The organism is Streptomyces sp. NPDC097107, assembly GCF_044762405.1.
GTDB lineage: Bacteria > Actinomycetota > Actinomycetes > Streptomycetales > Streptomycetaceae > Streptomyces > Streptomyces thinghirensis.
Map to the genome: position 1 here is coordinate 1 of NZ_JBIWEF010000016.1, position 25001 is coordinate 25001.

At 70.7% G+C, this 25001-nt stretch carries 22 protein-coding genes; 13 read left to right on the plus strand and 9 right to left on the minus strand.

Annotated elements, in window-relative coordinates:
- Window positions 1-430: 430 nt before the first annotated feature.
- Window positions 431-697, minus strand: a complete 267-nt coding sequence (locus ACIQ1J_RS30740) for a hypothetical protein (RefSeq protein ID WP_403561935.1) — start codon at window positions 695-697, stop codon at window positions 431-433.
- A gap of 272 nt (window positions 698-969) precedes the next feature.
- Between ACIQ1J_RS30740 and ACIQ1J_RS30745 the strand changes: the two genes are divergently transcribed.
- From ACIQ1J_RS30745 to ACIQ1J_RS30765, 5 genes are all read left to right on the plus strand, one after another.
- The gene (locus ACIQ1J_RS30745) at window positions 970-1977 is read left to right on the plus strand and encodes a hypothetical protein (RefSeq protein WP_403561937.1); all 1008 of its coding nucleotides are present in this window, start codon (window positions 970-972) and stop codon (window positions 1975-1977) included.
- 108 nt (window positions 1978-2085) lie between these two features.
- The gene (locus ACIQ1J_RS30750) at window positions 2086-2367 is read left to right on the plus strand and encodes a hypothetical protein (RefSeq protein ID WP_403561939.1); all 282 of its coding nucleotides are present in this window, start codon (window positions 2086-2088) and stop codon (window positions 2365-2367) included.
- Window positions 2368-2444: 77 nt separating this feature from the next.
- On the plus strand, window positions 2445-2978 hold the full coding sequence (locus tag ACIQ1J_RS30755; protein ID WP_403561942.1) for an RNA polymerase sigma factor: 534 nt from the start codon (window positions 2445-2447) through the stop codon (window positions 2976-2978).
- Window positions 2975-4279: a hypothetical protein gene (locus ACIQ1J_RS30760; RefSeq protein WP_403561944.1), complete on the plus strand. Its 1305-nt coding sequence runs from the start codon at window positions 2975-2977 to the stop codon at window positions 4277-4279. Before ACIQ1J_RS30755 ends, ACIQ1J_RS30760 begins: the two co-directional genes overlap by 4 nt.
- 321 nt (window positions 4280-4600) lie before the next feature.
- Window positions 4601-6283: a hypothetical protein gene (locus ACIQ1J_RS30765; protein ID WP_403561946.1), complete on the plus strand. Its 1683-nt coding sequence runs from the start codon at window positions 4601-4603 to the stop codon at window positions 6281-6283.
- A gap of 81 nt (window positions 6284-6364) precedes the next feature.
- Here ACIQ1J_RS30765 and ACIQ1J_RS30770 read toward each other — a convergent pair whose 3' ends face one another.
- The gene (locus ACIQ1J_RS30770) at window positions 6365-6889 is read right to left on the minus strand and encodes a hypothetical protein (RefSeq protein WP_403561948.1); all 525 of its coding nucleotides are present in this window, start codon (window positions 6887-6889) and stop codon (window positions 6365-6367) included.
- A 302-nt stretch (window positions 6890-7191) separates the two neighbouring features.
- The gene (locus ACIQ1J_RS30775) at window positions 7192-8091 is read right to left on the minus strand and encodes a hypothetical protein (protein ID WP_403561950.1); all 900 of its coding nucleotides are present in this window, start codon (window positions 8089-8091) and stop codon (window positions 7192-7194) included.
- Between the two features lie 411 nt (window positions 8092-8502).
- Here ACIQ1J_RS30775 and ACIQ1J_RS30780 point away from each other — a divergent pair, with 411 nt between their 5' ends.
- The gene (locus ACIQ1J_RS30780) at window positions 8503-8778 is read left to right on the plus strand and encodes a hypothetical protein (protein ID WP_225625763.1); all 276 of its coding nucleotides are present in this window, start codon (window positions 8503-8505) and stop codon (window positions 8776-8778) included.
- Window positions 8778-9176, plus strand: a complete 399-nt coding sequence (locus tag ACIQ1J_RS30785) for a hypothetical protein (protein WP_403561952.1) — start codon at window positions 8778-8780, stop codon at window positions 9174-9176. The genes ACIQ1J_RS30780 and ACIQ1J_RS30785 overlap by 1 nt, the downstream gene beginning before the upstream one ends.
- A gap of 154 nt (window positions 9177-9330) precedes the next feature.
- On the opposite strand, the gene ACIQ1J_RS30790 is transcribed toward ACIQ1J_RS30785, so the two are convergent.
- Both ACIQ1J_RS30790 and ACIQ1J_RS30795 read right to left on the minus strand, forming a co-directional pair.
- Window positions 9331-10179: a hypothetical protein gene (locus ACIQ1J_RS30790; protein ID WP_403561954.1), complete on the minus strand. Its 849-nt coding sequence runs from the start codon at window positions 10177-10179 to the stop codon at window positions 9331-9333.
- A 234-nt stretch (window positions 10180-10413) separates the two neighbouring features.
- Window positions 10414-10761, minus strand: a complete 348-nt coding sequence (locus tag ACIQ1J_RS30795; protein WP_403561956.1) for a hypothetical protein — start codon at window positions 10759-10761, stop codon at window positions 10414-10416.
- 666 nt (window positions 10762-11427) lie between these two features.
- On the opposite strand from ACIQ1J_RS30795, the gene ACIQ1J_RS30800 reads away from it, so the two are divergent.
- Both ACIQ1J_RS30800 and ACIQ1J_RS30805 read left to right on the plus strand, forming a co-directional pair.
- Window positions 11428-12546, plus strand: a complete 1119-nt coding sequence (locus tag ACIQ1J_RS30800) for a hypothetical protein (protein WP_403561958.1) — start codon at window positions 11428-11430, stop codon at window positions 12544-12546.
- A 186-nt stretch (window positions 12547-12732) separates the two neighbouring features.
- Window positions 12733-13542, plus strand: a complete 810-nt coding sequence (locus ACIQ1J_RS30805; protein ID WP_403561960.1) for a TIGR02391 family protein — start codon at window positions 12733-12735, stop codon at window positions 13540-13542.
- A 114-nt stretch (window positions 13543-13656) separates the two neighbouring features.
- On the opposite strand, the gene ACIQ1J_RS30810 is transcribed toward ACIQ1J_RS30805, so the two are convergent.
- Window positions 13657-15042: a hypothetical protein gene (locus ACIQ1J_RS30810; RefSeq protein ID WP_403561962.1), complete on the minus strand. Its 1386-nt coding sequence runs from the start codon at window positions 15040-15042 to the stop codon at window positions 13657-13659.
- Between the two features lie 530 nt (window positions 15043-15572).
- On the opposite strand from ACIQ1J_RS30810, the gene ACIQ1J_RS30815 reads away from it, so the two are divergent.
- On the plus strand, window positions 15573-16814 hold the full coding sequence (locus ACIQ1J_RS30815) for a hypothetical protein (RefSeq protein WP_403561964.1): 1242 nt from the start codon (window positions 15573-15575) through the stop codon (window positions 16812-16814).
- A 224-nt stretch (window positions 16815-17038) separates the two neighbouring features.
- Here ACIQ1J_RS30815 and ACIQ1J_RS30820 read toward each other — a convergent pair whose 3' ends face one another.
- A complete protein-coding gene (locus ACIQ1J_RS30820) occupies window positions 17039-17695 on the minus strand; it encodes a hypothetical protein (protein ID WP_403561966.1) in 657 nt (218 codons plus the stop codon).
- Between the two features lie 311 nt (window positions 17696-18006).
- On the opposite strand from ACIQ1J_RS30820, the gene ACIQ1J_RS30825 reads away from it, so the two are divergent.
- The gene (locus ACIQ1J_RS30825; protein ID WP_403561968.1) at window positions 18007-18390 is read left to right on the plus strand and encodes a hypothetical protein; all 384 of its coding nucleotides are present in this window, start codon (window positions 18007-18009) and stop codon (window positions 18388-18390) included.
- 132 nt (window positions 18391-18522) lie between these two features.
- Here the strand turns inward: ACIQ1J_RS30825 and ACIQ1J_RS30830 are convergent, their stop codons facing one another.
- On the minus strand, window positions 18523-20961 hold the full coding sequence (locus ACIQ1J_RS30830; RefSeq protein ID WP_403561970.1) for a Helicase associated domain protein: 2439 nt from the start codon (window positions 20959-20961) through the stop codon (window positions 18523-18525).
- 18 nt (window positions 20962-20979) lie between these two features.
- Window positions 20980-21936: an ankyrin repeat domain-containing protein gene (locus ACIQ1J_RS30835; RefSeq protein ID WP_403561972.1), complete on the minus strand. Its 957-nt coding sequence runs from the start codon at window positions 21934-21936 to the stop codon at window positions 20980-20982.
- A 204-nt stretch (window positions 21937-22140) separates the two neighbouring features.
- Between ACIQ1J_RS30835 and tap the strand changes: the two genes are divergently transcribed.
- The gene (gene tap / locus ACIQ1J_RS30840; RefSeq protein WP_403561974.1) at window positions 22141-24402 is read left to right on the plus strand and encodes a telomere-associated protein Tap; all 2262 of its coding nucleotides are present in this window, start codon (window positions 22141-22143) and stop codon (window positions 24400-24402) included.
- A gap of 13 nt (window positions 24403-24415) precedes the next feature.
- Window positions 24416-24973, plus strand: coding sequence for a telomere-protecting terminal protein Tpg (gene tpg, locus ACIQ1J_RS30845; RefSeq protein WP_403561976.1), 558 nt, complete (start codon window positions 24416-24418; stop codon window positions 24971-24973).
- Window positions 24974-25001: the final 28 nt, after the last annotated feature.

Consider the following 25001-nt stretch of genomic DNA (forward strand, 5'->3'; position numbering starts at 1 on the left):
CACAGCGCTGCGCGCGGGAACGGAGTGGGAGTCCTCGCGTTGCGAGGAGTGGGGCTCTGCGCTGCGCTCCGAGCCCGTATTTCCTTCCGTCAGAACTTTGGTTGTATCCGCAGATTGGGTGCGTGCCTCTCCGGCTCTCCGCTTGCCCTTCGAGTCGGCGGCTCCCTCGTCGCTGCGCTCCTGGAGGGAGCCTTGAGGTCCGTCCGCTTCGCTCCCGGACCTGGCCCGCTATCGCGGGCGGCTGGCTACAAAGGTGGGGTGGGGTCCGGTCGTTGCCTTCGGTGAAAACTTTTGATGGGTCCGGACTTGGGGCTGGTGCCTCCCGGCATGGAGATCACAGTCGTTGCGCAGCGGAGTGCCCGTACGGGTGTGGTGATGTCAGTTCCGCTTCCCTGCACAGACATTCAGGCTGGTGCTGCCGCCCGTGTCGTCAGCCTCGGGGTGTGTACCAGGGTACGAGGCGCAGCAGGAGGTCGAGGGTGTGGCGGGCGGCTGTGCGGGTGGCGGTGGTGGGGGCGAAGGCTGCGGCGAGGGCGAGGGTGGCGGTGGTCGCGCCGAGTGCGGCTGTGAGGGTGAGCAGGATGCTCGTCAGGTGGCCGGGGTGGTGGAGGGCGCTGGCGATGAGGAGGGTGAGGAACGCAGTGGCGAGGCCTGCGGCGGCCTTGGTTCGGATGCGGTTTCGGTGCTCGGGGGTCATGGTCGGGCCTTCTGTCCTCTTGGAGTTGGCGGATGTCTGGGTGGTGCCGAGACCAGTGAGCCAGAGCCGCAAATCCGCAAAAAGTGACACCTCTCGGGGTTGTAATGGTGGGCATGGCACAAGGAGCGCCGAGTCCGGCTGATCTGCAGGTCATCCGTGAACTGGCTGCATGTGGGGTGGCGGTGACGGCAAGCCAGTTGGAGAGCTGGCGGCGGGCAGGGCTGCTGCCGCGGCATCGGCGGCGAGGGCTCGGGCGGGGCCGGGGATCGGTAGTGGACGCGGTCGATCCGGTGGTCGTGGAGAGCGCGGCGGTGCTGGCGCGCCATCTTCGCCAGGGGCGGGATTGTCGGCTGGCGGTGCTGGAGTGGTTCGCCGAGGCCGGTATGCCCGTGCGGCCGGGGGCAGCACCGGTGCCGGAGCCTGCGATCTGCGCTGTGCGTCGGGCGCTGGTGTGGGTGTTGGAGCGGTCGGTGTCTCAGCGGCTGGTGGAGTTGGCTCGCAGCGCGGCGGGGGCGGGTGAGGAGGGGCAGGACGCGCTGTATGCGGCGGCCGGCCGGGTCTTGGGGGCGTACCGCGGGGCGGCGAACCCTGCGCTGGTACGCGCGGCTCTCGAAGCCGGCGAGGACGTGCCGGTCGATGCGGAGGGGGACTTCAGGAGCATGGTGCATCTGGTGGCCGCGGTCGGCTTGGGGGGTCAGGAGGTTGGGTCGGATGCGCTGGCCGAGGCGTTCGCCGCGTTCGGCATGCTCGGGCTGACGGTCGAGGACTGGGCGCAGATGCTCGGGGCGGCGGAGCGCGGTGAGGGGCCGCCAGTGGACTGGGGTCAGCTCCAGCAGCACGCGGACCTCGTGGGGCAGGTTCAGCGGGCAGGCGACGAGGAGTTGGTCCGGGCTCGGACGGTGATGATCGGCCTGCGCGGGTTCTACGGGCTGTACGTGCTGCACGGGCTGCTCCTGCCGGACACGCCGGCACAGGCCGCGCTGCGGCAGCGCATCGACGACCTCGGCATCTTCCCCCTCCTGGACCACGTCATCGCTGTCAATCCCTCCCCCGGGCAGTTCGCCGAGCTCCTGGTGGTCTGCCTCGAGCCGTTCTACGACAACCTCTACGAGACGCTCATGGAGCAGCTCGCGGAAGACCCGGTCATCTTTCGTTTCCCGGGCGATGAGACGGGGGTCGTCGGCTTCGGTGAGGCCTGGATGGGGGCCGTACGCGATCTGCCGGGGCGGGACGGCGGCGCTGGCGGCGGCCCTGGTGAACGGTCGGCTAAAAGATCTTGAAAGAGTCGGTACCCGTCCTGGTCGGTTCGCGCGATGTAGAGGGTGACAGGCGAGTTCGATGAGGAACGGGGCGGTGGAGATGGTCCAGGGGATGTGGGGGCCTGAGGGGTGAGTGCCCTTGTGATCATGGTGGTCGTCATCGTCGCGCGCGAGTGGAGGCGGGTGCAGCTGGCCCGGGAACGGCGCCGGGAGCGGGAGCAGGAACTGTTGGCCGAGATGGTGAGCGGGGTCGCCGAGGGTGACCGTGAGGTGCGGGTGCACCACGGTGGTGCGGCCGGCGTCTGGTCGCTGACGGGCACTGCTGGAGGTCGCCCGACGGGCCGTGCGGTGCCCTTCGAGGATGCGGCGCCGGTGCGGGGGCGTACGGTCGCGACAAGGCGGCGCCGGTGACCCTGCAGGACCAATCAGGCATGGTGGCTCCCGGCCTAGGAGCGGTCGGGAGCCCCGGAACGGTCAGGGCCGTTCCCGTGGCGCTCGGTGAAGCCGAGTTCGGCGTGTTCTACCACGCACATGTCGACAAGTTGTTCGCCTTCCTGTCGCGCAGGACGGACCGGGACGTCGGCAAGGAGTTGGCCGATCTTGTCTTCGAGCAGTTCTTCGTCTGGTGGCAGCAGCACCCGGACCAAGCTGAGCCGGTTGGGATGCTGTTCCGGCTCGCCAGGTGCCGTCTGTACGACTACCTGCGCCGACGGGGACGGGAGCTGACGGTCGAGCCGAGCGATCTTCAGGACCTCGCCGGAGGGGCGGACGGTGATGACTTCGCGGCCGTGGACCGCCACCATGACCTGCGCAAGGCGCTGGCGACACTGACCGAGCAGCAGCGGCAGGCCCTGCTGATGAAGTACGTGGCCAACCTGTCGGTCGCCGAGTGTGCCGAGACGCTCGGCACCGGTGTCGACAACATGAAGAAGATCTTGGGCAAGGCGCGGGTAGCTCTGCGGCGGGCGCCGGGCATGGACGCCTACAACAGCGCTGGGACGGCGAAGGAGGTGCGCGGGTGACCCCCCGGGAGCACGAGGACGGTATGCGGCACGAGCCCACGCTGAGTGCCGACGACAAGGCGGACGGCTTCGCCGCGGTCATGCAGCGCTTGCAGAGCCACAGCCCGGACGACCGCGCCCGGCTGCAGGCGCAGTCCGAGGCGGTGGCGCTCGGGCACGAGGCGTACGCCCTGGGCCAGGAGCACCTCGAGCGCGGCGACTTCGAGGCGGCACGGCGGTGGCTTCGGGTGGCCGCCGGCCACCACATCCCCGGCGCAGCCCGGGCCCTTGAAGAGATCGCTTTGCGGCAGGCGCTCGACGAGTTCACGGATGGGGCGGCCGTCGGTGGCGCTCATGCCCCGGCAGGCGTCGTGCCCTGCGAGACGATCCCGTCCCCCCTTCGGCCGTGGGCGGAGGACGGCCAGCATCGTCTTGGTGCTCTGGCATGGGCCTCGTCCGTAGAGCAGCTGTACGTCGATCAGGCAGTGGCGGCTGCCCGGCAGCAGGCCGGGCGGATCACCGCGCAGGCTCGGCGTGAGGCCGACGCGATCCTTGCTGAGGCTCGGCAGCAGGCCGAACGTACAGCGGCCGCCTGCGCGGGGATCGTGCTGGACACCGAGCGGGAGCGTGCGGAAGCTGCGGCGTTGCTGGCCGAGGTCCGGCAGAAGGCTGAGGGTGTGCAGGCGGAGGTCGCGGAGATTGAGGAGGCTCGGCGTCGCGCCCAGGAGACGCTGACCGAGGCTCGGGAGCAGGCCCTGCTGATCATCGACGACGCGCGGAAGGGAGCCGCTCAGATTCGCCGCAAGGCCCGGCGGCATGTCGGTGGGCCTGAGGTGGCCCACACCCAGTACGGGTGGGACCTCCTGGAGGAGGCTCTCAAGCTCACGGAGTGCATGCGCCCGCCCGTGGGCTCCCCCGTCAGCGGCATGTACCGGGGCATCGTCGAGCGCTCTTCGCGCAGGCTGCCGGTGCCCGTACGGCCGGGGCAGAACGCTCTCGCTGGGACTGTCGTGCTGTTGGTGGAGGGGAAACAAGACGCGCGCAGCTTGCGCTGGATGCGGGTGTCGCAAGATCGGGACGGTCAAGGCTGTGCCGGGCCGGGGAGCTGGAGCGGCTTGTGGCAGTGGCTGGTCATTGAGACAGCCGGGTGCGGTGTAAGTGCTGACGCTTTCGAGCGAGCTGGCCGTGCGTACGGTGACGTCATGGTCGTGCGGGAGGACGGGGCGGCCATATTTGCCATCGGCGTGGTGAACACCGATGGTGACGGCGAGGGCGGTGCTGAACGCGAGGTGGACGGAGTGCGCAACCCAACCAGTCGATGACGCGGGGGCCGCGGGCCGTTGGGGGGAGGGAGCGCATCGGCCCGAGTCCCTCCACGGCGAAGGAGTCGCCTTGATGGCCAGGACCGGGCGGCAGGCAGGCGGGTCCACGACGGCGCCGTGCCGGTGTCCGCTACCGCGAGCACTGGCACGTTGCGGGCCCAAGCGTCGCAGTTCGTGTGCCGCCCGCGTGCCGGCCGCCAGGTCGCGCGTCACTGACGCAGGCGGCCCGGCATCGGTGTGTGGGGCGCAGTGCCGGAGCCGGGGGTGTCAGTGCCGGGTGGGATCATCGCTCGGGGTGTCTGCGAGGGCAGAGGGCCGGTTGTGGCGGTGAAGTGGGACCGGGTCGGACAGCCGGGGTTCGACCGGATCGTCGAAGCGCTGGTGCACCGCGTGTACGACGCGACGGCGCGTGTGGAGGCGGTGAACGGGCGCGGCGGGGACGACGGCATCGACATCAAGGTCACCCACGGAACGAGGGTGCGGATCTTCCAGTTGAAGTACTACCCGGACGGTTTCCCGACCACGGCGCACAAAGGGCGCCGCAAGTCGATCAGGCAGTCGTTCACGCGGGCCATGCAGCACCAGCCATGGGAATGGATCTTGGTGGTGCCGTGCACCCTGACCACGGCGGAGCGGGAGTTCGTCACCTCGCTGGCGGCCGGACAGGCAGTACGGGTCGGGGTGTGGGACCGGGCCAAGCTGGACGGGCTGCTGGCCACCCACTCCGACCTGGAAGCCTCCTTCACCCGGGATCAGCTGTTCGAGGCGGCGAAGGTCTACGGGCAGGAACGGGCGCTGCTCATGGACGGGGTGCGGGATGTGAGCGCCCGCGTGACGGCGCTGGGACGTCAGACCGACGGGCTGGACGACCACTGGACCGTGGACTTCGCCCGCCAGGGCAAGACGGTGGTGCACACGCTGCGGGCCAAACACCCGCGGGCACACGAGGTCTCCCCCGTGGAAATCACCCTGACGGGCAACGGCCCCCTGACGCCCGACCTGGCCCAGGCCGTGCGGCGCAGCCTGGGTTTCGGGCTGCCGCAGGAAGTGGTGCTCCCGCGCGGGGCGGTGGAGAGCCTGACGGTCAGCGGGCCGGAGTGGCTGCCCGGGGAACACCGGGACATCGAGGTGCGGTGGCAGCCGGCGGACAAGGTTCCCCTGGCCGAGACGGCGGTAGAGGTGGCCTTCCTCGACGGCAAGCACGTCACCGCCTGCTACCCGGGGACGCTGGCACATGTGGGACGCGGCAGTGCTGGTCGGTCCGTCAGGGTGGATCTGGCCGGTGGCAGCCTGGAATTGATGATCCCTGCGGCGTCCGGTGCTTTGGCCTCGGTGCGGTTCACGTTTTCGCTGGAGAAGCTGGAGCCCGCGGCCGGGCTGCGTCTGCTGCGGATCTATCAGCGCATCGCGGCCGGCAATGCCTTCGAGGTCCGGGCAAGCGCCGGGGCCATCGGCGGCGGCGAACTGCCGCCACGCCCCGAGGCCGCGCGCCAGGAGGCGGCCCAGCTGCGCAGCTACATCGAGGATTTGGAGGCGGTGCAGCGCCACTGCGAGCAGTACTTTCCCATTCCTGACGAGCTCACCCCGACCGACCGGATCGCCCTGCGCATGGCGCGCCTGCTCATCCAGGGGCACTGCGTGGCCTCCCCGTTCCTGACCCGAGACCGCTTCACCCTGAACGGGCAGGACTCCCCCACGCTGCGGTCCCTGCTCAGCGGCGAGCCCCACGCCGTGCGGGGCAGTACCGCCGCGTTCGCTCTCACCCTCGCCGGAAGACACCTGGAGCTGGGCCCGGCGCACTTCTACCACCCTCACGTCACCGTCGACGAGGAGGACGGCCGACGGGCGCTGGCCGCGCTGGAGGCCGGGCGCGGCGAAGGCTGTGAAGTCACCGTACGGCCCGTCGGCGGCGAGTGCTTCCGGCACCTGCTGCACGATGCCGCACCCGGTAGCGGGTGGACTCCCGTGCCGCTGCAGCTGCCCAGCTTCACCGAACCCCGCTGAGGCCGTGCACTGCCGATGGCCCTCGCTGTTCGATGCGGGCGGGAGTCGTCCCGTGCGGCCGTGTGGCCTGGGAGCGGGTCGTCAGCCGCCGTCGCGGGCGATCCGTCTGCCGATGGCGGTCCAGACCAGCTCGGCCGCTTCCTCGGGCACGGCGCCGGTGAGGCCGTCGAGGTGCTGGACGGCCTCGCGGGTGATGTAGCGGTCGGCGTCCGGGGATTGCAGGTAGCGGCGCAGCAGATCTGGAGCGAGGTCCTGGCGCTGGAGGTAGGCGGCAAGGGTGCCGACCAGCAGGTGGTTGTGGGCGAGGGCGTCGGTCAGGGCGTACAGGATCAGGCGCTGCCACTGCCTCATGTCCTCGCCGTGCAGGGTCTGCAGGTGCTGGGCGCGGGCGAGGTAGGCGTTGATGCGGCGGCAGTGGTGGGCCACCAGGGCCAGCAGCTCAGGTGGCACCTCCTGGCCCGCCAGGCGCGGGGCGGGCTCGACCGTGCGGGGTTCGGGTGCGGGCGGCAGGGTGTCACGAATCTGTTGCAGGCCCGTGGTCTGCTGCGGGCTGCGGGGGATTTCGCTGCGCCGCTGGGGTCGTTTACGGGGGTAGGTGGGGGTCATGGCCGTGCCGTCCCTTGCGGCCGGTCCCACGATCCGGCGCCTGCTGGGCGGCCGGTGCCGCCACGGCGGGGCGCTGTGAGTGACGCGGCGCGTCTGGGGCCTACCTGTCCGCGTCGGTCGTGGGCTGACGCGGCGCTCGGCCGGGCACCGTCACAGCGCGGGCAAAGAGGCGGCACCAGCCAGGACAACGACAGTCGTCCCGCCGGGGTCACGGCGCTGCGGCACCGGTCTGCCGGGCCCCGGTTCGGGTGCGGTGTGAGGGCTGGCAGCCGAAGGGACGCGGCTCGGCGTGCCTGATGGCATCACTTGTGGTCCATCGACCGGAGATGTTCGGTGAAGGCCTCGTCCTCTGCGGCGCCCGGGGTGCGGATGTAGGTGCACACTAGGCACTGTCCGTACCCCACCCGGCCAAAGACAGGGTCGAGGCCCTCAACGCAGAACGTCTCGTGCCCGCAGACGGGGCAGGTGCCGAGGTCATGTCCGCCGGGATTGCGCTTCGGGTGGTTGGCGTTGGGATTGGTCACGTTCTCGGCGCGCCGGGCGGCTTCTTCCCCGCCGATGTGTTCGAGGTATTCGGCAGCTCGTTTCTGGGAAGCCGTGTCCTCTTCCTGCGCGAGCTGCTGGATCCGGTCCTGCTGCTCCTCTCCCATCACGCCGAGGCTCCGGTGACCGTCAAGGGCCAACAGTGCCTCGATATGACGACGCTGCAAACCTCCGGCACCGCGGCCGTGGCGGGCTGCCTGACTGGCCTCGATACCGTCCTGGAGCGTGCGCACATCGATCCGGGTGTGCGACGAGAATCGCGGCGCCTGGAAGAGCGAGTCCGTGGCGCCCTGGCGGATCTCCGGCATCGGATCCTTGTCAGGAACGAGGACGATGCCGCCCGTGGCAGGCACGTGTTTCTCGATCAGCCTGAGCAGCGCGCTGGCCGACTTGACACGTCCGTTGCGGTCCAACTCCTCGCCCGGCCACTCCGAAGCGACGATCGCGGCCAGGGCGTTGGACAGCGCCTGGTCGAAGACGCCCTCCCGGCCGGCCATGGACGGAGCGAAGGGATCATCGCCTGTCGGGGCGGGAGCGGCGAACGGGTCCGCTTGTTTCTCGGGGTCGGCGGCTACGGCACGCTCGTGCCGTGTCTCGCGCAGCTCCGCGGCCAGCACGACGGCGCACCGGGCGAATTCCTGAGCTCGCTGATCCCTCATGGAGAGCATGGTGCCGTGTGCCACCGTGACTCAGGTAGGCCACCTGCGGCTGAAGGCTCCCGTCCCGGCTCGGGGGTTACACGGGACGGGAGCCCTACGTCCATCTTCCTCGCGGTACGGGCCGGACACACGGCCAGCACGCTGGTCCGACGTCTGGTGTGGCGCGAGCCCGACCATGTACTGCCGAGAGCACAGGCCGAGCGGACCCGGGCCTTCCCCAGCAGCGCCGGGCCCTGACCCCATTGATGCAGCACCACCGGGCCCTGGCCTGCACCTCAAGCGCACGTTTCGCGTACCGGGTGTGCGCAGACGGCGTGCCTCGACCCCGCATAGTGCGTGCACGCAGGGACTCCTACGGGCCCGCCACGCGTTCCTCTACCTACAGTAGAGGAACGCGGTAAAGTGAGGAGCATGGCAGCAGACGAGACGAGCATCAAGGTGAGCACGGCCGCGCGGGACAGGCTCGCCCAGCTGGCGGCCGAGCACGGCACCACCATCCGCAGCCTGGTGGAGGACCTCGCGCAGAGCACGCCCACGCAGGCCGAGTACGCCGAGCGTGCCGAGCTGGCCCGTGCCGAGCTCACCTCCGCCCTCGGCAGCGCGCCGAGCCCGGAGGCCGAGGCGAAGGCCCGGGCGCTGCTGGAGCGCCTGGGCGGCGCTACGCACAGCCCGCGGGCGGCCGCGTAGTGGCGGGGATCGCGGTCGTCCTGGACCACACGACCGCTGCAGCGCTGTACGACCCGAAGGACCCGTTCAACGAGGCCGTCGCCGCGTTCTACGTGCAGGCCTCCGGAGGACTCGGCGACCTGTACGCGCCGGTGCTCTCCCTGACGGCCGGCGACGCCGAACGGCCGGGCCTGCTCGGCTACATCAAGGGGCTGCGGTTCATCCGGATCGAGGCGTTCGACACCGACGCCGCGGTCACCGCCACCGAACTGCTGCGCTTCGGGCACTCCTGGGCCGCCGTCCACGCCATCCACGCCGCCCGCCCCTCCGCCACTCATCCCGCCGGGCGGTTCCTCCTCACGCTGACGCCGAAGGCGTACGCGGGCACCGGCGTCCAAGCCGTCCACCCCGACCAGTAGCCGTCATCCACCAGGCCGGCTGGCCGACGGAGAGCGACGACTCCCCCGGCCGGGTGGACAGCGGCGGCCGCGCTCCTGGCCTGCGCGGGCGGCAGCGCCGGGTGTGCTGGGGCCGGGCGGTTCGTGCGGCGGCACGACGAGATAGGCCCCGCGGTCAGGCGGCCGTGTCCAGGGCGCGGTGGAGCAGCAGCGCGAAGTGGCGGGGGTGGGGACAGGTCTCGGTCATGGAGAGTTCCATCCCGGAAAGGTCACTGCCGCCGTCGTGAGGGCTGGCCAGGGGCATGAGGTACCAGGCTGCGTCTGAACGTTGCAGTGTCCAGGCGGCATTGTCGCGGCTGGTCAGTTCGATGTGGCAGCCGCAGCCGTCCTGAAAGTCTTGGTGGGCAGAGTCCGTGCCATGGGGCGGACGGCAGCCGGGGATGAGGGTGGCGCTGTCGCCGAGCAGGCCGGCCAGCTGGGTGAGAGTCTCGTGGGTGTTGGTGGGCATCACCGCGGTGCAGGGCGTGGAGGTGAGGATGTCCACCGCCTCCTCACAGGCCCGTACGTCGATGGCGCCGGCGGCCTCCTGTCCCGCCGCACCCAGTGTGCTCTGCGCGGTGCACAGGTGCTCGGCCTCCCCCACCCCGTCGTGATCGGGCTCGGTGATGTCTCCGCGCTCGGCCATGACGTCCAGGAGCCTGTCGAGCTTCTCGAGCGCCGTACCGGCCGCGGTGATCTGGGTGAACAGGGCGGAGGCGGTCACTGCGACCTGCTGCGGCGTGTACAGCGCCCAGGGGTCCTCCAGCGCGGCCGCGAGCCCTTCGGCCGCTTCGGCCCCCGCGACCGCCAGAGCGATGGTCTGGCCGGGGTCTTGGGTGCCGTGCTCGGCGAGCAGGCGCACTTCCTCGCACACGGCGTCGATCAGGCCCCGGTCGTCCGGCTCCTCGTAGCGGCGCCACAACGGCTGTTGTGCCTGGGCCAGCTGCGTCATCGCTCTCACCCGCGTCTTCTCGTCTTCGGCCATTGCTGTCGTCCTCCTCAACGAGCCGGGGCAGTGAGAGTGACCCCTGCCGCGAGTGGATGCTCTGGCTGCGGCCGGTCCGCGCGGGCTGCGGCCGCCGGGGAGAAGAGCGCGCCGATCTCCTCCCCGGCTCGGCGGCGGGCCGTCCCCCTGCGGCACCGACGACGCCCCTGCGCCGGAAGCGGGCGAGGCTGGTGCCGCTGTGGCGGACGTAGGCGGCCGGGCGGCTGACAGCCTTCAGTCGAGGCCGAACTGGTTGGTCAGGTCGGTGAACAGTTCCTGCGCGCTGTTCTGGAGGGCTTCGTCGGTGTCAGCGGGGAGGAGGCTGGCGGTGACGGGCTGGATCGTGTGCGGGTACCGGGCTCCGTCGGGCACGGAGGTGAAGCCGGGGTGGTCCACGGTGACGGGGATCAGCGGCACGGCCTTGTGGAGGCCGGAGGTGACTGTGGCGTGGAGCAGCAGGCTGCTGTCGAGGCGGAGGCGGCGGGCGAGCTGTGAGGTGAGGATGCACAGGTCGCGGCAGCAGGCGTCGAGGGTGTCCCGGTGCACGAAGAGCCCGGCGGGCCCGTCGCAGATGACGCGCATGCAGGCCGCGCGTCCAGACTGTGCCATTGAGGAGGGCGCTGGCCAAGAGCAGACCGTGACAGAGGGGCGATCGTGGGGCGCAGCCGAGAACTTCCGGTGTTGCGGGAGAAGCAGCTGGTGGCCGCCGGCGTGAACGTCGGACCGTTGCGGCAGATCACCGTGGTCGTCGGGCGTGCGGGCGGCGGGAAATGGCACGTTCCTGACGAGGACGCAGGGTGGCGGAGCCATTGCCGGTATGCGGAGCACCTGACGGGCCATCCGCTGGCTCTGCTGGATGTCTGTGAGCAGGTGTGTCGTCACTGCGCCCGGGTGTTGCGTGTCAAGCCGGGCGAGGAAGCACTGTGGCGGGCGGCGGCCGAAGTCGTCGCGGCTGACGGGCGGGTGCGCAAGCTAGAGGAGCAGGAGGCGGGCCCGCGGTCCTGGGAGGGCTATGCGCGGGTTCTGTGGGAAGCGGCCCGCCACCGCGATGCACACGTGCGCGGAAGGCTGGAGCCGTGGACGGCTGACCCGTTGGTCGGTGCGGGCGCGCGGCAGGTGCTTGAGGCGTGGTCGGGAGTGCTGGAGCGTTCTGAGGCTGCGTTGGCGAGCTGGCGGGCTGCGGCGCCCGCGGCGCGCTCCGCGACGTCGGTCAGCGGGGCGTGCGATGCGGTGGCGGCCGACGGAAGTGTGCAGCAGGAGGGTCTGCAGTTGGCGGCCGCGGTGCTGCGGTCCCGGTGGGCGGAGCCGTTCGACGTGTGGGCGGCCGTCCGACGGGCGTGGAGTGGTGTCCGGGACCAGGGCGGCCGGGCGCCTGCGGCGCGTACGGCGGCCATGAAGGCGGTGGAAGCCGTCTGGGGCGGGGCGCGGGTGTGTGATGTGACGGCGCTGCCGGAGCCGGCCCTGGTGAGGGGTGGCAGGTTCGCTTCTCCCGCGCAGTGGGCGGATGCGGAGTTCCAGCACCGTTGGCAGCAGTACGTGCTGGACTGCTGCGACCGGCTGGAGGAAGCGCTGGGGGCGGCCACGGGTGACGGCGGCGACGGGTGGCGGCTGGTGCTGGTGAGCGGCTGGCCGTTGACCCGCAAGCAGGATGCGGAACTGGCCTACCTGGCCCAGTACGAGCAGCACGGGCCCACGGTCCCCTTCGGTGGTCGCCGTAGCGGCTACGGCGTCGAACCCGACCACGCTGTCGTGCTCGCCGTCCCTGGCTTCGCCGCCCGGCATGCCGCCGACCACACCCGCGACGACCGGCAGCGGGTCGTCCTCGGACCGGACCTTGCCGGGGGCACCGCCGAGCCGGACGAGCGGGACGTGCTGGCGCTGCTGCGTCGCGCCTACCCCTATCTGCCGGCGGACGCCGAAGCCGACGGGCCGGGCGCCGGGCCTACGGCCATGGTGACGACGGCCAGGGCGGTGCGGCGTGCCGCCCAGCTCGGGCGGCGGGCCTCCTACAGCGGGCCCGACTCGATGGAGATCTACAACGACCTGGTCGTCGGCAAGTACAGCTGGGTCCCCGACGACGTACACCCCGGGCCCGCGGCCGCTGAGATGGAGAACCTGCCCGTCCACTGGCTCAAGGACTGGATGCTGCGCCTGGACGTCGAGTGCGGGATGCGGGACGAGACCGTGCTGCACCGCTTGTACGGCACGGTGACCTCCTACGAGCCCGGCACCGGCTGGGTGGGGTTCTCCCCCGCGGGCGGCCACCCGGCCATCGTGGTGCCCGTTCACCGGATCGTCGCGCTCAGCGGTGACCGGCAGCGGCGCCGTGACGGGCAGGTACCCGCCCACGAGCCCTACGACGAGTAGAAGGCCGTCCGCCTCGGCCGCGAGAGCGGCGCGCGTCGAGGGCCGACATTCGTGTCCATCAGCGAGCTACCTGCCCCGGCTTCGCCGCACACACCGTCGCCATGGAGCAGAAGAAAGCGGGGATCTGCCCGTCACGTCCATGTCATCCTGACCGGTTGGCCATGGGACGAGGGAAAGAGGCGGCATATGGCAACACGTCACGAGCCTTGGCCCGCAACGGTCGTCACGGCGGTGGCAGGTGTGCTCGGCGACACCGCTCACGGCCTGACCGGGCGGGAGATCGGGCAGCTGCTGGCCGTCGTGAAGGTGCCGGACGTCGACGGCGGCAACAAGCGGGACCGGCTGGCCGGGGCGCTGCTGGCGCAGCAGGCACGCCAGGGGGCGTCGAACTGCGTGATCGCGTTCATCAAAGTGGCGATGGCCCCGGTGCGCTACGTTCAGCAGCCGCACACGTTCTCGCGCCGGCAGGACGACCTCAACGAGGTCCTGGTCCATGTCGGGCTGCGGGTGAACGACCAGGGGCAGGTTGCCAGGGGGCCGGCGGCTGCCACGCTGAGCGAGGCCGCACGGCACGCCAGTTCCCTGCGGGCCGAGCTGCGCCGCCGCTCCACGCATCCGGAGGTGCTGCGCTACTGCACCCTGGAGATCCTGGCCAAGAACCCCTTCCACGCCAGCCTCGAGGCGGTCAAGTCGGTGGCCGACCGGCTGCGTCAGCTCACCGGCCAGGGCCTGGACGGGGCGCGGCTGGTCGACGCGGTGCTCATGCCGGGCCAGGGCACGGCCCGGGTAGCCATCAACGCGAACGTCACGGGACCCGAGCTGGATGAGCAGAAGGGACTGGCGAACCTGGTCAAGGGCCTGTTCAGCATGTACCGCAACCCGGCCGCGCACGAGCCGCGCCTTCACCGCACGGTCACCGACGAGGAGTTGCTGGAACTGCTCACCACGCTGTCGATGGTGCACCGGCGGCTCGACGGCGCGCACCTCACCCCCTGATGCCGTGGCCGGTGCCACTCGTACCTGTGGTGCACCTGCCACGGCGTTGCCGAACCGGAGATCCGGGCTCGGCGTGCGGCGATGCCGGCCTGTGGCAGCGGAGGCAGTGCCGCCTCAGGCCCGGATGTCCTCCTGTGGCGGTGATGCCTGGAAGAAGGCGCGTAGGGGTTCGTTGATGGCGCGTGCGCAGCTGGTGCAGTCGGCTGCAGCATCGAGACGAGGTGCGAGGTCTTGCGTGTCGTTGGGGGTGAGGATGAGCCAGCGTAGGACGACCTGCCGGACGAGCAGCCTGAGCTCGCGCAGTTCGGCCCTCTTCTGGTCGGCGAGCAGGTCTCCGTGTACGTACTTCGAACGCGCGCTGTACGCCTTTTGCACTCTGCTCTCGATGCCCTGGCTCAGAGGGCTGGGGAACAGGGCCGCCGTCCGGGTCCGGATCCTCTCGCTGATGCCCTCGTGCTTGTCTCCGGGGCTGACCATCAGGGCTTCCAGCGCGATGACGTAGTCCAGCAGCCGCTCGTCAGCTTCCTCCTCCCACACACCGTCATCCCTGTAGGTGCGCTGGTAGGCCTGCAGCAGGTGACGGGCAGCTCGCTCCAAGCGGCGGGCGCGCTTCCTGGGAAGACTCCGTTCGTGGGTGATGCCGTCCATGACGGCATCGATCTTCGCTGTCACCGCGGAGCAGAAGGACTGCAGCCGCGGGAGAGCGGCTGGAGCGACGTAGAAGCTGCCGCTCTCCCGGACTTCGACCTCTTCCGGGAGGCCGTGACGGTCCTCGTAGATCTGGATGGTGGTGGGCACCTGACGTGGGTTCAGGTCGAAGTAGCGGCCGCGCTCGACGCCGAACACCGCGTCGACGTGCAGCAGCTCCTCACTCCACAGGAGCAGCGGCAGCAGCGCCCTCCAGTGCAGGGATTCCGGACGTGGACCGGCGAAGTCGAACCAGCCCGTGCCCCTGCGGTCCGGCGCGCGCTCAGGGTTCGGGACGTGGACGAAAGGGGCACCGGCCAGGAGACCGAGGTCGAGCCCGCCCGGCTGGAGGCCCTGGAGGGCGGGCATGGGGCCCATCTGCTTCAGTTCTTCGGCGGTGAAGGCCTGCAGGGTGTAGCGGCCCAGCGTGATCTGTGCCCCCGCAGGGAGTTCGCCGGTGAGGAGCAGCCAGTCCTCTACTGTTAGCGCGGGGGCCGTGCAGAAGGCGACGAAACTGTCCGCGACCTCGTCCACCGGCACCGACGCGCCCTGGGCCACCAGACGGGTCGCATCCCCCAGTCTCGACCCTCCCAGCAGTGTGGACCACCGGGGCAGCCAGTCACCGTCGACCTTGCCGTACAGGTCGCGGTGCTCGGATCTCGGCGCGGCACTCACCACCGCGTTGATCACGGCTTTGAACTCCGGCCGCGCCGACAGTGCTACATCGGTGATGGCCTGGGGTATGGAGGGCAGATCGCGTGCCTGCTCGAGCCAGGCAAGAGCGGCCTGACGCAGCTGGGATGTTGCTTCCATGCGGCACGAACGTAGCGCACTTCGCCGCCCGCGAGAGCCCATTACCCGGGGCCGCAGCTTGGGCGGTGAGGCGCGAGCGGATCGAGCGGCGAGGCAGTCGTTCGTGGGGGCCCGGGCGCGGTCCGGTCGGGATCAGTCACTGGCGGCCGCCCTTCCTGCGGGACCGCGCGCGGGCCGGGGCGACCTCGTAGGTGCGCTGACGGCCCCTGTCGTCAACTTCGTCCACGCGCCCGCTGCGGGGAAGCCGATCCAGGATCTCCACTGTGGTGGCGCGGCGTTCCCTCTCGGATGTCGCAGCCGAACGTGCCCGCGCAAGTTCCTGCATGATCTTTCCCAGTCCCGTATGCGGGCAGGGGGCTGTGTCGAGGGGGTGAGGACATGGCGGAGCAGTTCGGCTGTCTCGTTCTCCGGCTGTATTGAGTGGCGCCCCTTTAGACACAAACGGGACGATGACCTTGTTCGTGGGACGTCGAGGTCCTGGCCGCTGTGGTCAGCGACCCTCAACGTCGTCGAAGGGGCTGGAGGCCATCGTGTGGGAACAGAGCATCGGGACCTTCCCCGTGGACTTCACCGAGCACGGCAACGAGTGGGCCCACCACCTTGGGAACGCCATGGGCGGCGGGTTTCGCCGCATCAGCGGCACTGACAGCCACGGCGGCCCGGTGGAAATGGGGCCGCCCCTCGACGACTCCATGACGAGCATCCTGCGCGTCCACCCTCACCCCGACGGCATCAGCTGTACGGTCGTCGGCGATGTCGGCACCCCGTCAGCGGACCAGGTAGACCCCTGGCGGACTGGCGCGCGGAAGGCCGTGGACGAGATCGGGCACCATCAGCGGACTCACGTATGGGATGCGCTCGTTGGGGTCAGCCCGTCCGCCGTGCAGGGATTCCACCCCTTGGGGCAGATCAGGGCGACAGACATAGGGCCGCTGGCTCTCGCCCCCGGTGGTGTTTACATGCGCGAGTTCCGAGGGCCGGACCGAGTCGACTCGCAGTTCACCACGATCTCCCGCAGCTTCCCCGTCGTCGTCACCGGCCAGGTCGAGAGCTACCACTGGGACCCCGTTGTCCCGGTCGCTCAGGCGCAGTTGCGCCGTCTTTGCGCTCTCTTGACGCTGCACCGGAGGCAGCTGTGGGAGCCCCGGACGCTCCCCTGGCCTCAAGGCCCCGACGGGTCGGTTCTGAAGATCCCGACTTCGGTCGGTCCCGAATTCCCGAGCCCGCACGGGGAGGAGTGGACCGGGGAGGTCCCTCCGGGGACAGGAAACTGGAGGCTGCCGCTGTGGGTGCTTGTGGCATGGGAGAGGCTGGACGGCGACCCCGAACTGGAGACCGCGCTCAGCGCGTACTACGAGGCCGTACGCCTGGGGGGACGTCATCCGTCGCTCTCGCTGCTCACCTTCGTAGCCGCGATCGAGGGCGTTGGTATGAGGTCCGTCCCAGACTCCATGTGCGACTGCCATCCCGAGTGCAAGCACCGCAAGGGAGTTGCCGAGAAGCGGTTCCGGAAAGCACTCAAGACCGTGCTGACGCAGAAGCAGGTGAAGGAGCTGGCGGGCCCGCTGTACGACCAGCGCTCGCATACGGGGCACCGAGGGACGTTGTTCGGATCGGAGCAGGTCCTCGGCTACGGCGGCCATGCGGGGCCGTTCGAGGTCAACCCGTACTTCCAGTTCGAGGCGGTGCAGCTTGGCCGACTGGCACAGGTCGCCAATGACGTTCTGGTCAAGGTGTTGAGTGAGCGGGCAGTGGACCCGGGCCATAGCTGACCGAATCGGGCCTCGCTCACCCACCTCGCCGCGCGGCCGGGCGAGAAGGGCTGATACCAGCCGGACTGCGTCGCGGGCAGAGTGCCCTGTCTGCCTTCCCTGAGCGCCGCTTGCCGGTGTGCGTGGTGAGGACCTGCCTTTGGGCAGGTCCTCACCGAGAGACGGGGCGCGGCGTGACTGCCCGCGCAGGGGGCGTCCGCATAGGGTGCAGCGGCGCGCGGGGTTCAGCCGTGATTGTCGCGCAGGGCGTTGATGACGATCTGGACGGGACGTCCTTCGCGGAGCAGCTGGTCGGCGGTCTTGCCGTTGATGACGCGGTCGAGCGTGTCCTGGGTGCAGCCGTTGAGCCGCAGCTGGGCCGCGATGCCGGGCCGGTACCGTGCGGCGATCTCGGCCCAGACGCGGTCTTCCGCAGCCCGGGCGTCGCGCCGGGCCTGTTCCTCGCTTTCTCGGCGGATCTTCTCCATAGCGGGTGTGACGCCCTTGCGTCGCAGGCGCAGCGCTGTGTCGAGACCGCCGAGGCCCAGCAGCCTGATCCATTCCACGGCCTCGTCCGGCTCGGTGATGCGGGAGGCTGCCCAGCGCTGTGCGTGCGTGACGGCCGTCGCGCGCGGGATGCCCAGCCCTGTCGTCGCGAAGCGGGTCACGGCTTGAAGCACGGTGGGCTTGCGGGTCCTGCTCCGGCGGGCGCGTCGGTCGCGGCGCTGGTAGCGGGAGATGTCGCCGAGGTCGAGGCCCTCGCGGCGGGCGATGTCGGAGGCGGTAGTGGTGGCTGGCCTTCGGGCCGGCATGTCTGCCGGGGTGGGAGCGCCGGGCCCGGCGGTGGTGAGGCGGGCTCCGGTAAGCCAGAGGTAGACGGGGTCACGGGAGAGATCGGGCATGACTGTGCCTCTCGAGGTGGTCCGCGGCCGTGGCGCGGGAACGGAGAAGGCCCCGCTCGGTGGTGAGCGGGGCCGGTGAAAGGGGTGATGTGGCAGCGGGGCTGCAGACAGGGCTGCGCCCGGATGCGGGCATGAAAAAAGGGCGAGGAGGTATCTCCTTCGCCCTGTCAGCCGTTCCTCCGCCAAGTTTCCGGGCAGGGGTGGGTTGCGGTAAATCCTGCTTCACTGCCACGGGAAAGGCAAGACCATCTGACGTCCGTGCAGGTCAACAGCTTGGGCAGGCCGGACAGGGCGACAAGTACTCTTGTCGCATGGCGGATCACCGGGACTGCTTGCACCTCTTGCACACACTGATCCAGCGGCACGCGATGAAGTCGGCCAGCTCCCGAAACGTCCGGGCCGGCCTCCATCTGCCGCTGAGCCGGTCGTCCACCTCGTGGGGCGCCGAGAGCGACAAGGAAGCCATGCTGGCTCTGCTGGCAGCGGTGGAAGACCACCAGAAGGCGCTGGACGATCTGCGGCTGATCTACGCCTCACGGGCCGTCGAGAAGGGCGCCAGCCTCGCAGACCTCGGGCGCGCCTGGCACGTCTCACGGCAAGGCGCCCGGCACCGCTGGAGCGTACTCAAGCGCCGGATCCGCCCGGACATCCCCCGCCAGCGTCCCGACCCGCATGACCTCAACGGTGCGGGTTGACCCGCGAAGAGGCCATGGCCGCGCTGGGGTCTGGCAGCTCGAACCGAGAAACCGGGTCTGCTCCTTTCAGCGGGCGGTTCGCGGACTGGCGCAGGATACGGGGCCGGGTCGTGCCCTGCTGGAGACGGGCGTTCAGGCCAGGAGTGCGGGGACGGTGTCCTCGGTGGTCCAGTCGCCGTCGAAGAGCGCAGCGACCAGGCGGGCATGGGTCTCGGGGAGCTGGCCGGAGCGGTGCTTGGTGCGGGCTTTGGCGAGCCATGCGCCGATCTTGACGGTGTCACCGTCGACGCGGATGGTCTCGCGGACTTGCGGGGCACGGCCTTCGCGGTGGAGGAAGAGTTCCAGGAGCTGGACGGTCTCCTCGAACGTGCGGCGGGCGCGGCGTGCGGGGGCGAGCGGGTTGCTGTCGGGGGTGAGGCCGAGAGCGGTCATCAACTGCTGCTGGCCAGGGGCGAGAGCCGGCCAGGTGGTGAGCTGGCGGTGCAGCCAGGAGCCGATCTTCACGCCGGCCAGGAGGGTGTCGCGGGTGAGGGCGGCCGGGTCGGCGCCGGTCGCGAGGTGGGCGCGCAGCAGGTGGTATTTGCGGTGCCAGTCCGCGCCGTGCGGGAGGCGCCAGTCGGCGGCGAGGGCGGTGAGAGCCTCGGCGCGGGCGGAGTCGAGTTCGTTCTTGGCGGCGAGGTGACGTTGTTCGGCGAGCCAGGCGCCGACACCGGTGGTGGCCGGGGCCGCGAGGTGACCGTGGGCGCGCAGGTAGTCGGCGGCGGAGGCGAGGCGGGCGCGCCAGGCGGCTTCGTGCTTGTCCCAGATCATGCCCAGCGCGTCGAGTTCGGCGATCCAGTCGGCTTCGAGGCGGCCGGCTTTCGCGGCGTCGCGCATGGTGGTGATGAAGGTGCCCAGGGTGTAGCCGGTGGGGTCGGTGTAGTCGGCGGGTACGTCGAGGTGGCCCATTTCGTCGCGGTAGGACTGGGCAGCGGCCAATCCGAGGCGGCGGGAGCGGGAGACGGCCGGGCCGCGGGGGTCGAAGGAGGACAGGTCCATCGCTCGGGCGATGCGTTCGGGGTGGACGGTGAAGTCGAAGTGCCAGCGGCGGGCGATGACGTCGCTGGTCTCCTTCGGCAGCCGGTTGGCCTTGTCCGGGAGGCGCTCGAGGATGCGGTGGTCGTGGCTGGCCAGCGCGCAGGCGATCGCCCACACCGGCTCATAAGCGGTGCCGAGGATGTTCTCGCCGTCCGTGCCGGGCGGGATGTAGACGGGGACGATCAGGGACGCGGTCTTGCCGGACACGTCCAGGCGCAGGGCGCGGCCGAGGGCCTGGACGCAGCGGATGACGCTGCGGGTGGGGTCGGCGAAGACGATGCCATCCACGCTGGGGATGTCGACGCCTTCGGCGATCAGCTTCGAGTTGGCGAGGATCGCGCAGTCGGCGGCGGCGAAGGCTGCGAAGGTGTCGGCGCGCTGGGCGGGGGTGTGCTCGCCGTGGGCGAAGAACAGCTCGGGGGTGATGTCCGGGACGAGGCCGGGGTCGGTGCGGGCCAGCAGGCGCAGGGTGTGCGGGAGTTCGCGGGCGAAGCGGCGGGCGTCGGAGACGAGGTTGAAGTAGACCAGGACCTTGCTCAGGCCGTGTTCGGTCATGGCGCGCAGGACAGACAGGTGCAGGGCGGTGGTGCGCAGCGCGCTGTCCTGCTCCTCACCGTCGCCGGGAGGGGTGGTGGCGGGGGCGGTCAGGTTCAGGCGGCGGCGCAGGTCGGCGTCGGTGAGGGTGGGCACCACGATGCGGTAGTCCGCAGTCCGGCCGTCAGCCACTGCCTGCGCGAGGGGAAATTCGAAGATCTTTTTGCCGTAGACGGCCTCGTTGTCCATGGAGTTGGCGAACGCGTCCACCTCCAGCTCCTGGTTCGGCACGGTGGCACGGCGGCGGGGGCGGGTGGTGTCGGCGGACTCGGCCAGTTCGGGGGCGGCGAAGATGCGAGGGGTGGCGGTCATGTAGAGACGGCGGTCCGCGCGGATCCGCTGCGCGTCGTTGACGATCGCCCACTTCTTGTCCGCGCGGCCCGCGATCCGGTGTGCCTCGTCCATGACCACGAGGTCGAACGGCGGCACCGCGTATCCCGTGCGCTGGGTCTGCTCGATCTTGTCCAGGGAGTCGTAGGTGCAGATCACCGTCAGCGCACGGATCTGGTCCTCCTCCTCCCCCACCACCGACATCAGCCCGCCCAGCGCGTGCGGGTTCGTGGTCGACATGACCCGGGCCGCGACCAGGTCGTCCCGGCCGCTGGTGTCCAGGGAGGAGACGATCACCATGTGCTCCAGGTGATCATCCCGCCGCCAGGCCAGCGCCGTCTGCGCGGCCAGATCCAGAGTGGGAACCACGAACAGCACCAGCCGCGCACCGAGTTCGTCCGCGGTGCGGATCGAGACCAGCGTCTTGCCGGTGCCCGTCGCCGACACGAACAGACCCCGCGTCCCCGCACGCCGCAGATGCCGTGCCAGCCGCATGACGGCCTCGGCCTGGTCGGGAAAGAGCTGCGCGGGCCCGGGGCGGCCGGGGCGCGGCAGTTCCGCCACAGTCATGTCAGCTCTTCTTTCGAGTCAGTGGCTCCAGTAGTCGCGGCGGGGCAGTTCGACCCACATATCGGGCGGTCCGGCCACGGCGCGGCTGTCGGTGGGTCGCAGGCCTGCGAAGGCGCAGGCGTAGGCGACGGCGTTGTGCTGGTAGAGGTAGGAAGCCAGCACCTGCTCGGAGGTGTCGTTCTCGCCAGGTGCTCCTCCGGGGTGCAGGTCCGAGCCCTCGATGATTCCATGGCGGGCGATGCTGCCCTGGTTGCCGCTTTTGGGATTGGCGTAGAGGCCGTAGCAGAGGGTGCCGGCGGACAACCGGGTCAGCACGCCCGGCATCTGCGGCGCGTATCCCCAGGGCTGGGTGACCACGCAGCCGCCCGGCACGGACGTCACGCCGACGATGTGCAGGCTCTCGTCCATGTCGTACGCGTGGGGGTCCTCCAGCAGCTCGTCGATGAGTTCGCCGTGTACCGGTGTCGCCCCAAGACGGCGCACCGCCTCGGCCGCGTCGATGCCCGCCACGCAGGCCAGGCCCGTGCCGTCGTAGTAGAACTCGCCCAAGGCCGTGGTGAGGCGATGGGCCTCCTGCGCTGCCGCACGCTCGGTGACGCTCAGGGACACCCCTTCCGGGACCGGGAACAGCTCGGGCGTCGGTCCGGCCAGGCTCAGCCGCCCCGGCGACCAGCCGCCGAGCGACGGCCGCCAGGGATCGGCCCCGGCGGCGGCGAGCGCCCGTGCGTTGGCCGGCTTCCTGGACAGGACGGCTTCCCACAGTGCCGTCACCCCGTTCTCCAGCGCGTCCACATCCGCAACCCGGCGGGCCAGTTCCGTCACAGCCTCCGGGGAGCCGAACACCGCTGCCCGATGCAGGGGCCTGCTCCCGTTCCAGCTCTCCGGATCGGCTCCTTGGTCCAGGCGTCGGCGGATGTTGTCGGCATCCGTCCAGTCCCAGCCCATGCCCGCCCAGCCGTCACTCGCTGCCGCCACCGCTCCCCCTCGAACACGTCGCATGCCTCGCGCCACTCGACCGCCCCCGAGCAACGCGGGCACTACAGGCCGCTGGCTCCATCCAAGTCCGCTGACCGGACACTATCACCCCCAACACCGTTCGTACGCTCAATGTACGTGATTAGAACGCTTCTAGTACGCGGTAGGTGCGTTTCGGGGTAGGGTCAGGGACGGAGGTGTCCCATGTCCGAGTTGTTCGACGCGGTCGACGCGCTGGTCGCGTCCCGCTCCCCGCTGCCGCCGCCGGCCGAGCGCAGGCGGCTGCGTCAGGCGCACGCGCTCACCCTGGACGAGGTGGCCGCCGCTCTGGGCGTGCGGCGGGCGACCGTGGGCGCCTGGGAGTCGGGGCGGACCGAGCCGCGGCCGCCGGAGCGGGAGGCGTACGCGCGCCTGCTGAAGCAGCTCGCCACGCTCTACCCCGCCCCCCAGAGCACCGGCGCCCCGCAGGAGGACACGGGCACCGCGGAGCCGCAGGCATTCACCACCGCAGCGACCGCAGCGCAGGCTGGGCCCGCGGGCGGGGCAGCGGAAGCTACTGCCACGGCGGAGGCTGCGGAGGCCGAGGAGCCCCCGGCCGTTCCCCCAGCGCCTGTTCGGCACGCGGCGGCGACACAGCGGCCGGTGCCGCGTGCCGAGCGGGCGCCGCAGAACTCGCGGCGCCCCGCTGCGAGGAAGGCCGCCCCGGCGAACACCCCCGCGCCCGGCGGCGGGTACGCGCACGGTCCGCTGCTCGTCCTCGACGCCGACACCGAGCGGCAGGTGACCGGTTACGGCGTCGGCGGTCTGATCCTGGACGTGTCCGCCAAGTCGCTGCCTGCGCTGGTGGAGTGGACGCTCACCGAGGCGCGGCTGGGGTCGGAGAAGCTGCACGGCTCGGGCAAGGACGGCGACCCGCTGCTGGTGCTCACTGAGGCAGCGTGCGCGCGCTACGGCCTGCCCGCCGCCTTGTCCGAGGCCGAGCGGCTTGCCGGGCGGCTGCCGGAAGGGCACAAGGTCATCAAGCAGCTTGAGCGCGCCGGCTGGCAGCTCACCAAGCGAGGGCTGGGGCCGTGGGCGCGGATCTACCGTCCCGCCCAGGGCAGCCGCCGCCAGTGCGTACAGCTGTGCATTCCCTCCTGGCGTGCGCTGAACGGCCGCGCCTGGGGCCACGCCGCGCAGCTTCATCCCGCCGACCTCGCCCGGGTGCTGGGGGTGTTCGCGCAGCGGGTGATGACGCCGGTGGGCTCCACCGCGGTGACGGGGCTGCAGCTGATGACGGCGCTCAACCCGCCCACGAGGGCGAGCGAGCCGGACGAGACCGGCAGACGGCACCGCGAGCACCGGCCCGGCTCGCTGGGGACGGAGCCGATGGATCCCGCGCCGTGCGAGGCGACCGACGGACACCCAGTCCTGGCCCACCTGCCCCGCTTCCACGTGCGCGGGCCTGAGGAGCGGCTGTTCGAGGAGGCCTACGACTGGGCGCGGGATCTGACCGATGCCGAGTGCATGCAGCGCTACCTGGTCGGCCTGGATGTGAACCTGGCGTTCGGTGCGGCCGCCAACGGCGCGGTCGTCGGCCTGGCCAGTCCGCCCGTGCACGTCACCCGCCCCGTCTTCGACCCAGCGGTGCCCGGGTCCTGGCTGGTCGACCTCTCCCACGTCGACCTGTCCCGGGTGAAGGTCGCAAAGCAATGGCGTGACCTCGACGGTGGCCTGCTGCCCAGCCCGTTCACGCCGAGCGGCCAGCGCCCGACCGGTCCGGCCTGGTACGCCACGCCCACCGTGGCGTACGCCGTGGAGCTCGGCTACGACGTCGCGCCCGTGGAGGCGTGGGTGCGCCGGGAGAGCGGCCGGTTCCTGGACGGCTGGTACAAGCGGCTGCGCGATGCCTACGTCGCCACCATGGCGGACCTCGGCGTCACCGAGAAGCTTCCCCCAGGCGAGTTCCTGAAGGCGATGGACGGCTACAAGAGCCGTGATCCGGAGCTGGGGATCGTGGTGGACGCGGTCAAGATGACCGTCAAGGGCGGTATCGGCAAGCTGCAGGAGAAGGCGCGCGGCGGCGGATGGAAGCCGGGGCAGGCCTGGCCCGCCCTGGCCCGCCCGACGTGGCGGCCGGACATCCGCGCGACCGTCATCTCCCGGGCCCGGGTCAACATGCACCGCAAGATGCTGAACCTGGCGGCGGCCACCGGCCGCTACCCGGTCGCGGTCCTCTCCGACTGCGCCGTGTACGCGGCCGACGGGCCCAGCCCGCTGGATGTGCTGCCGTACAGCGCCGACGGCAAGACGGTGCCGGGTTCGTTCCGGCTGGGGGTCTCGCCCGGGATGGTCAAGCACGAGGGCACCCAGAGCGTGCTGTGGGGCGCGGACGTGCTTGAGCAGCTCGCCGGGGACGGCCATGTCGCCAACCTCGCCCGCTACATCAAGACCGGCGAGGTCACCGCCAAGGACACCGGAGAGTAGGGGAGTTACGCCGATGGTCACGGTCGGGGAAGAACTCGACAGGGCGGTGCAGGGCGCGTTCACCCGGCCCGTCCCCAAGTCTGCCGGGGCGCAGATGCGCTACCTCGTCAAGCAGCACGGCGGCCGGACGATGCCGGTGGCCGAGCTGCTCGGCATCAGCCAGCGCACAGTGGAACGGTATGTGAAGAACCAGATCAAAACCCCCCGGCCGCAGCTCGCCGACCGGCTCGAGCGTGAGGTCCGCACGCGCTGGCAGCCGCAGATCAGGGCGAAGGCGAAGCAGGTAGCGGCCACCACGAGCGGCATCATGATCGATGTGCAGGCGAGGTTCGGCTACACCGCCGCCGTCGGCAGCACCGACCAGGCCCGCGTGCGTCACCTCACCCTGGCCCTGCCGCCCCACCACGCCGCCCGCCTCCTTCAAGCCCAGGAAGCCGGCGTCGACGAGGACGACCTCCGCGACCTCGCGGCCGAGGCGCTGGGCGAGGTGTACTTCCGCGACGGCGGACGGCGTGCCCACGGCCTCGAAGTGGAACTCAACGACATCGTCGACCTGCAGTTCGAGCTGTAGGCCGGTCAGTGCGCCGGGCAGGAAGCAG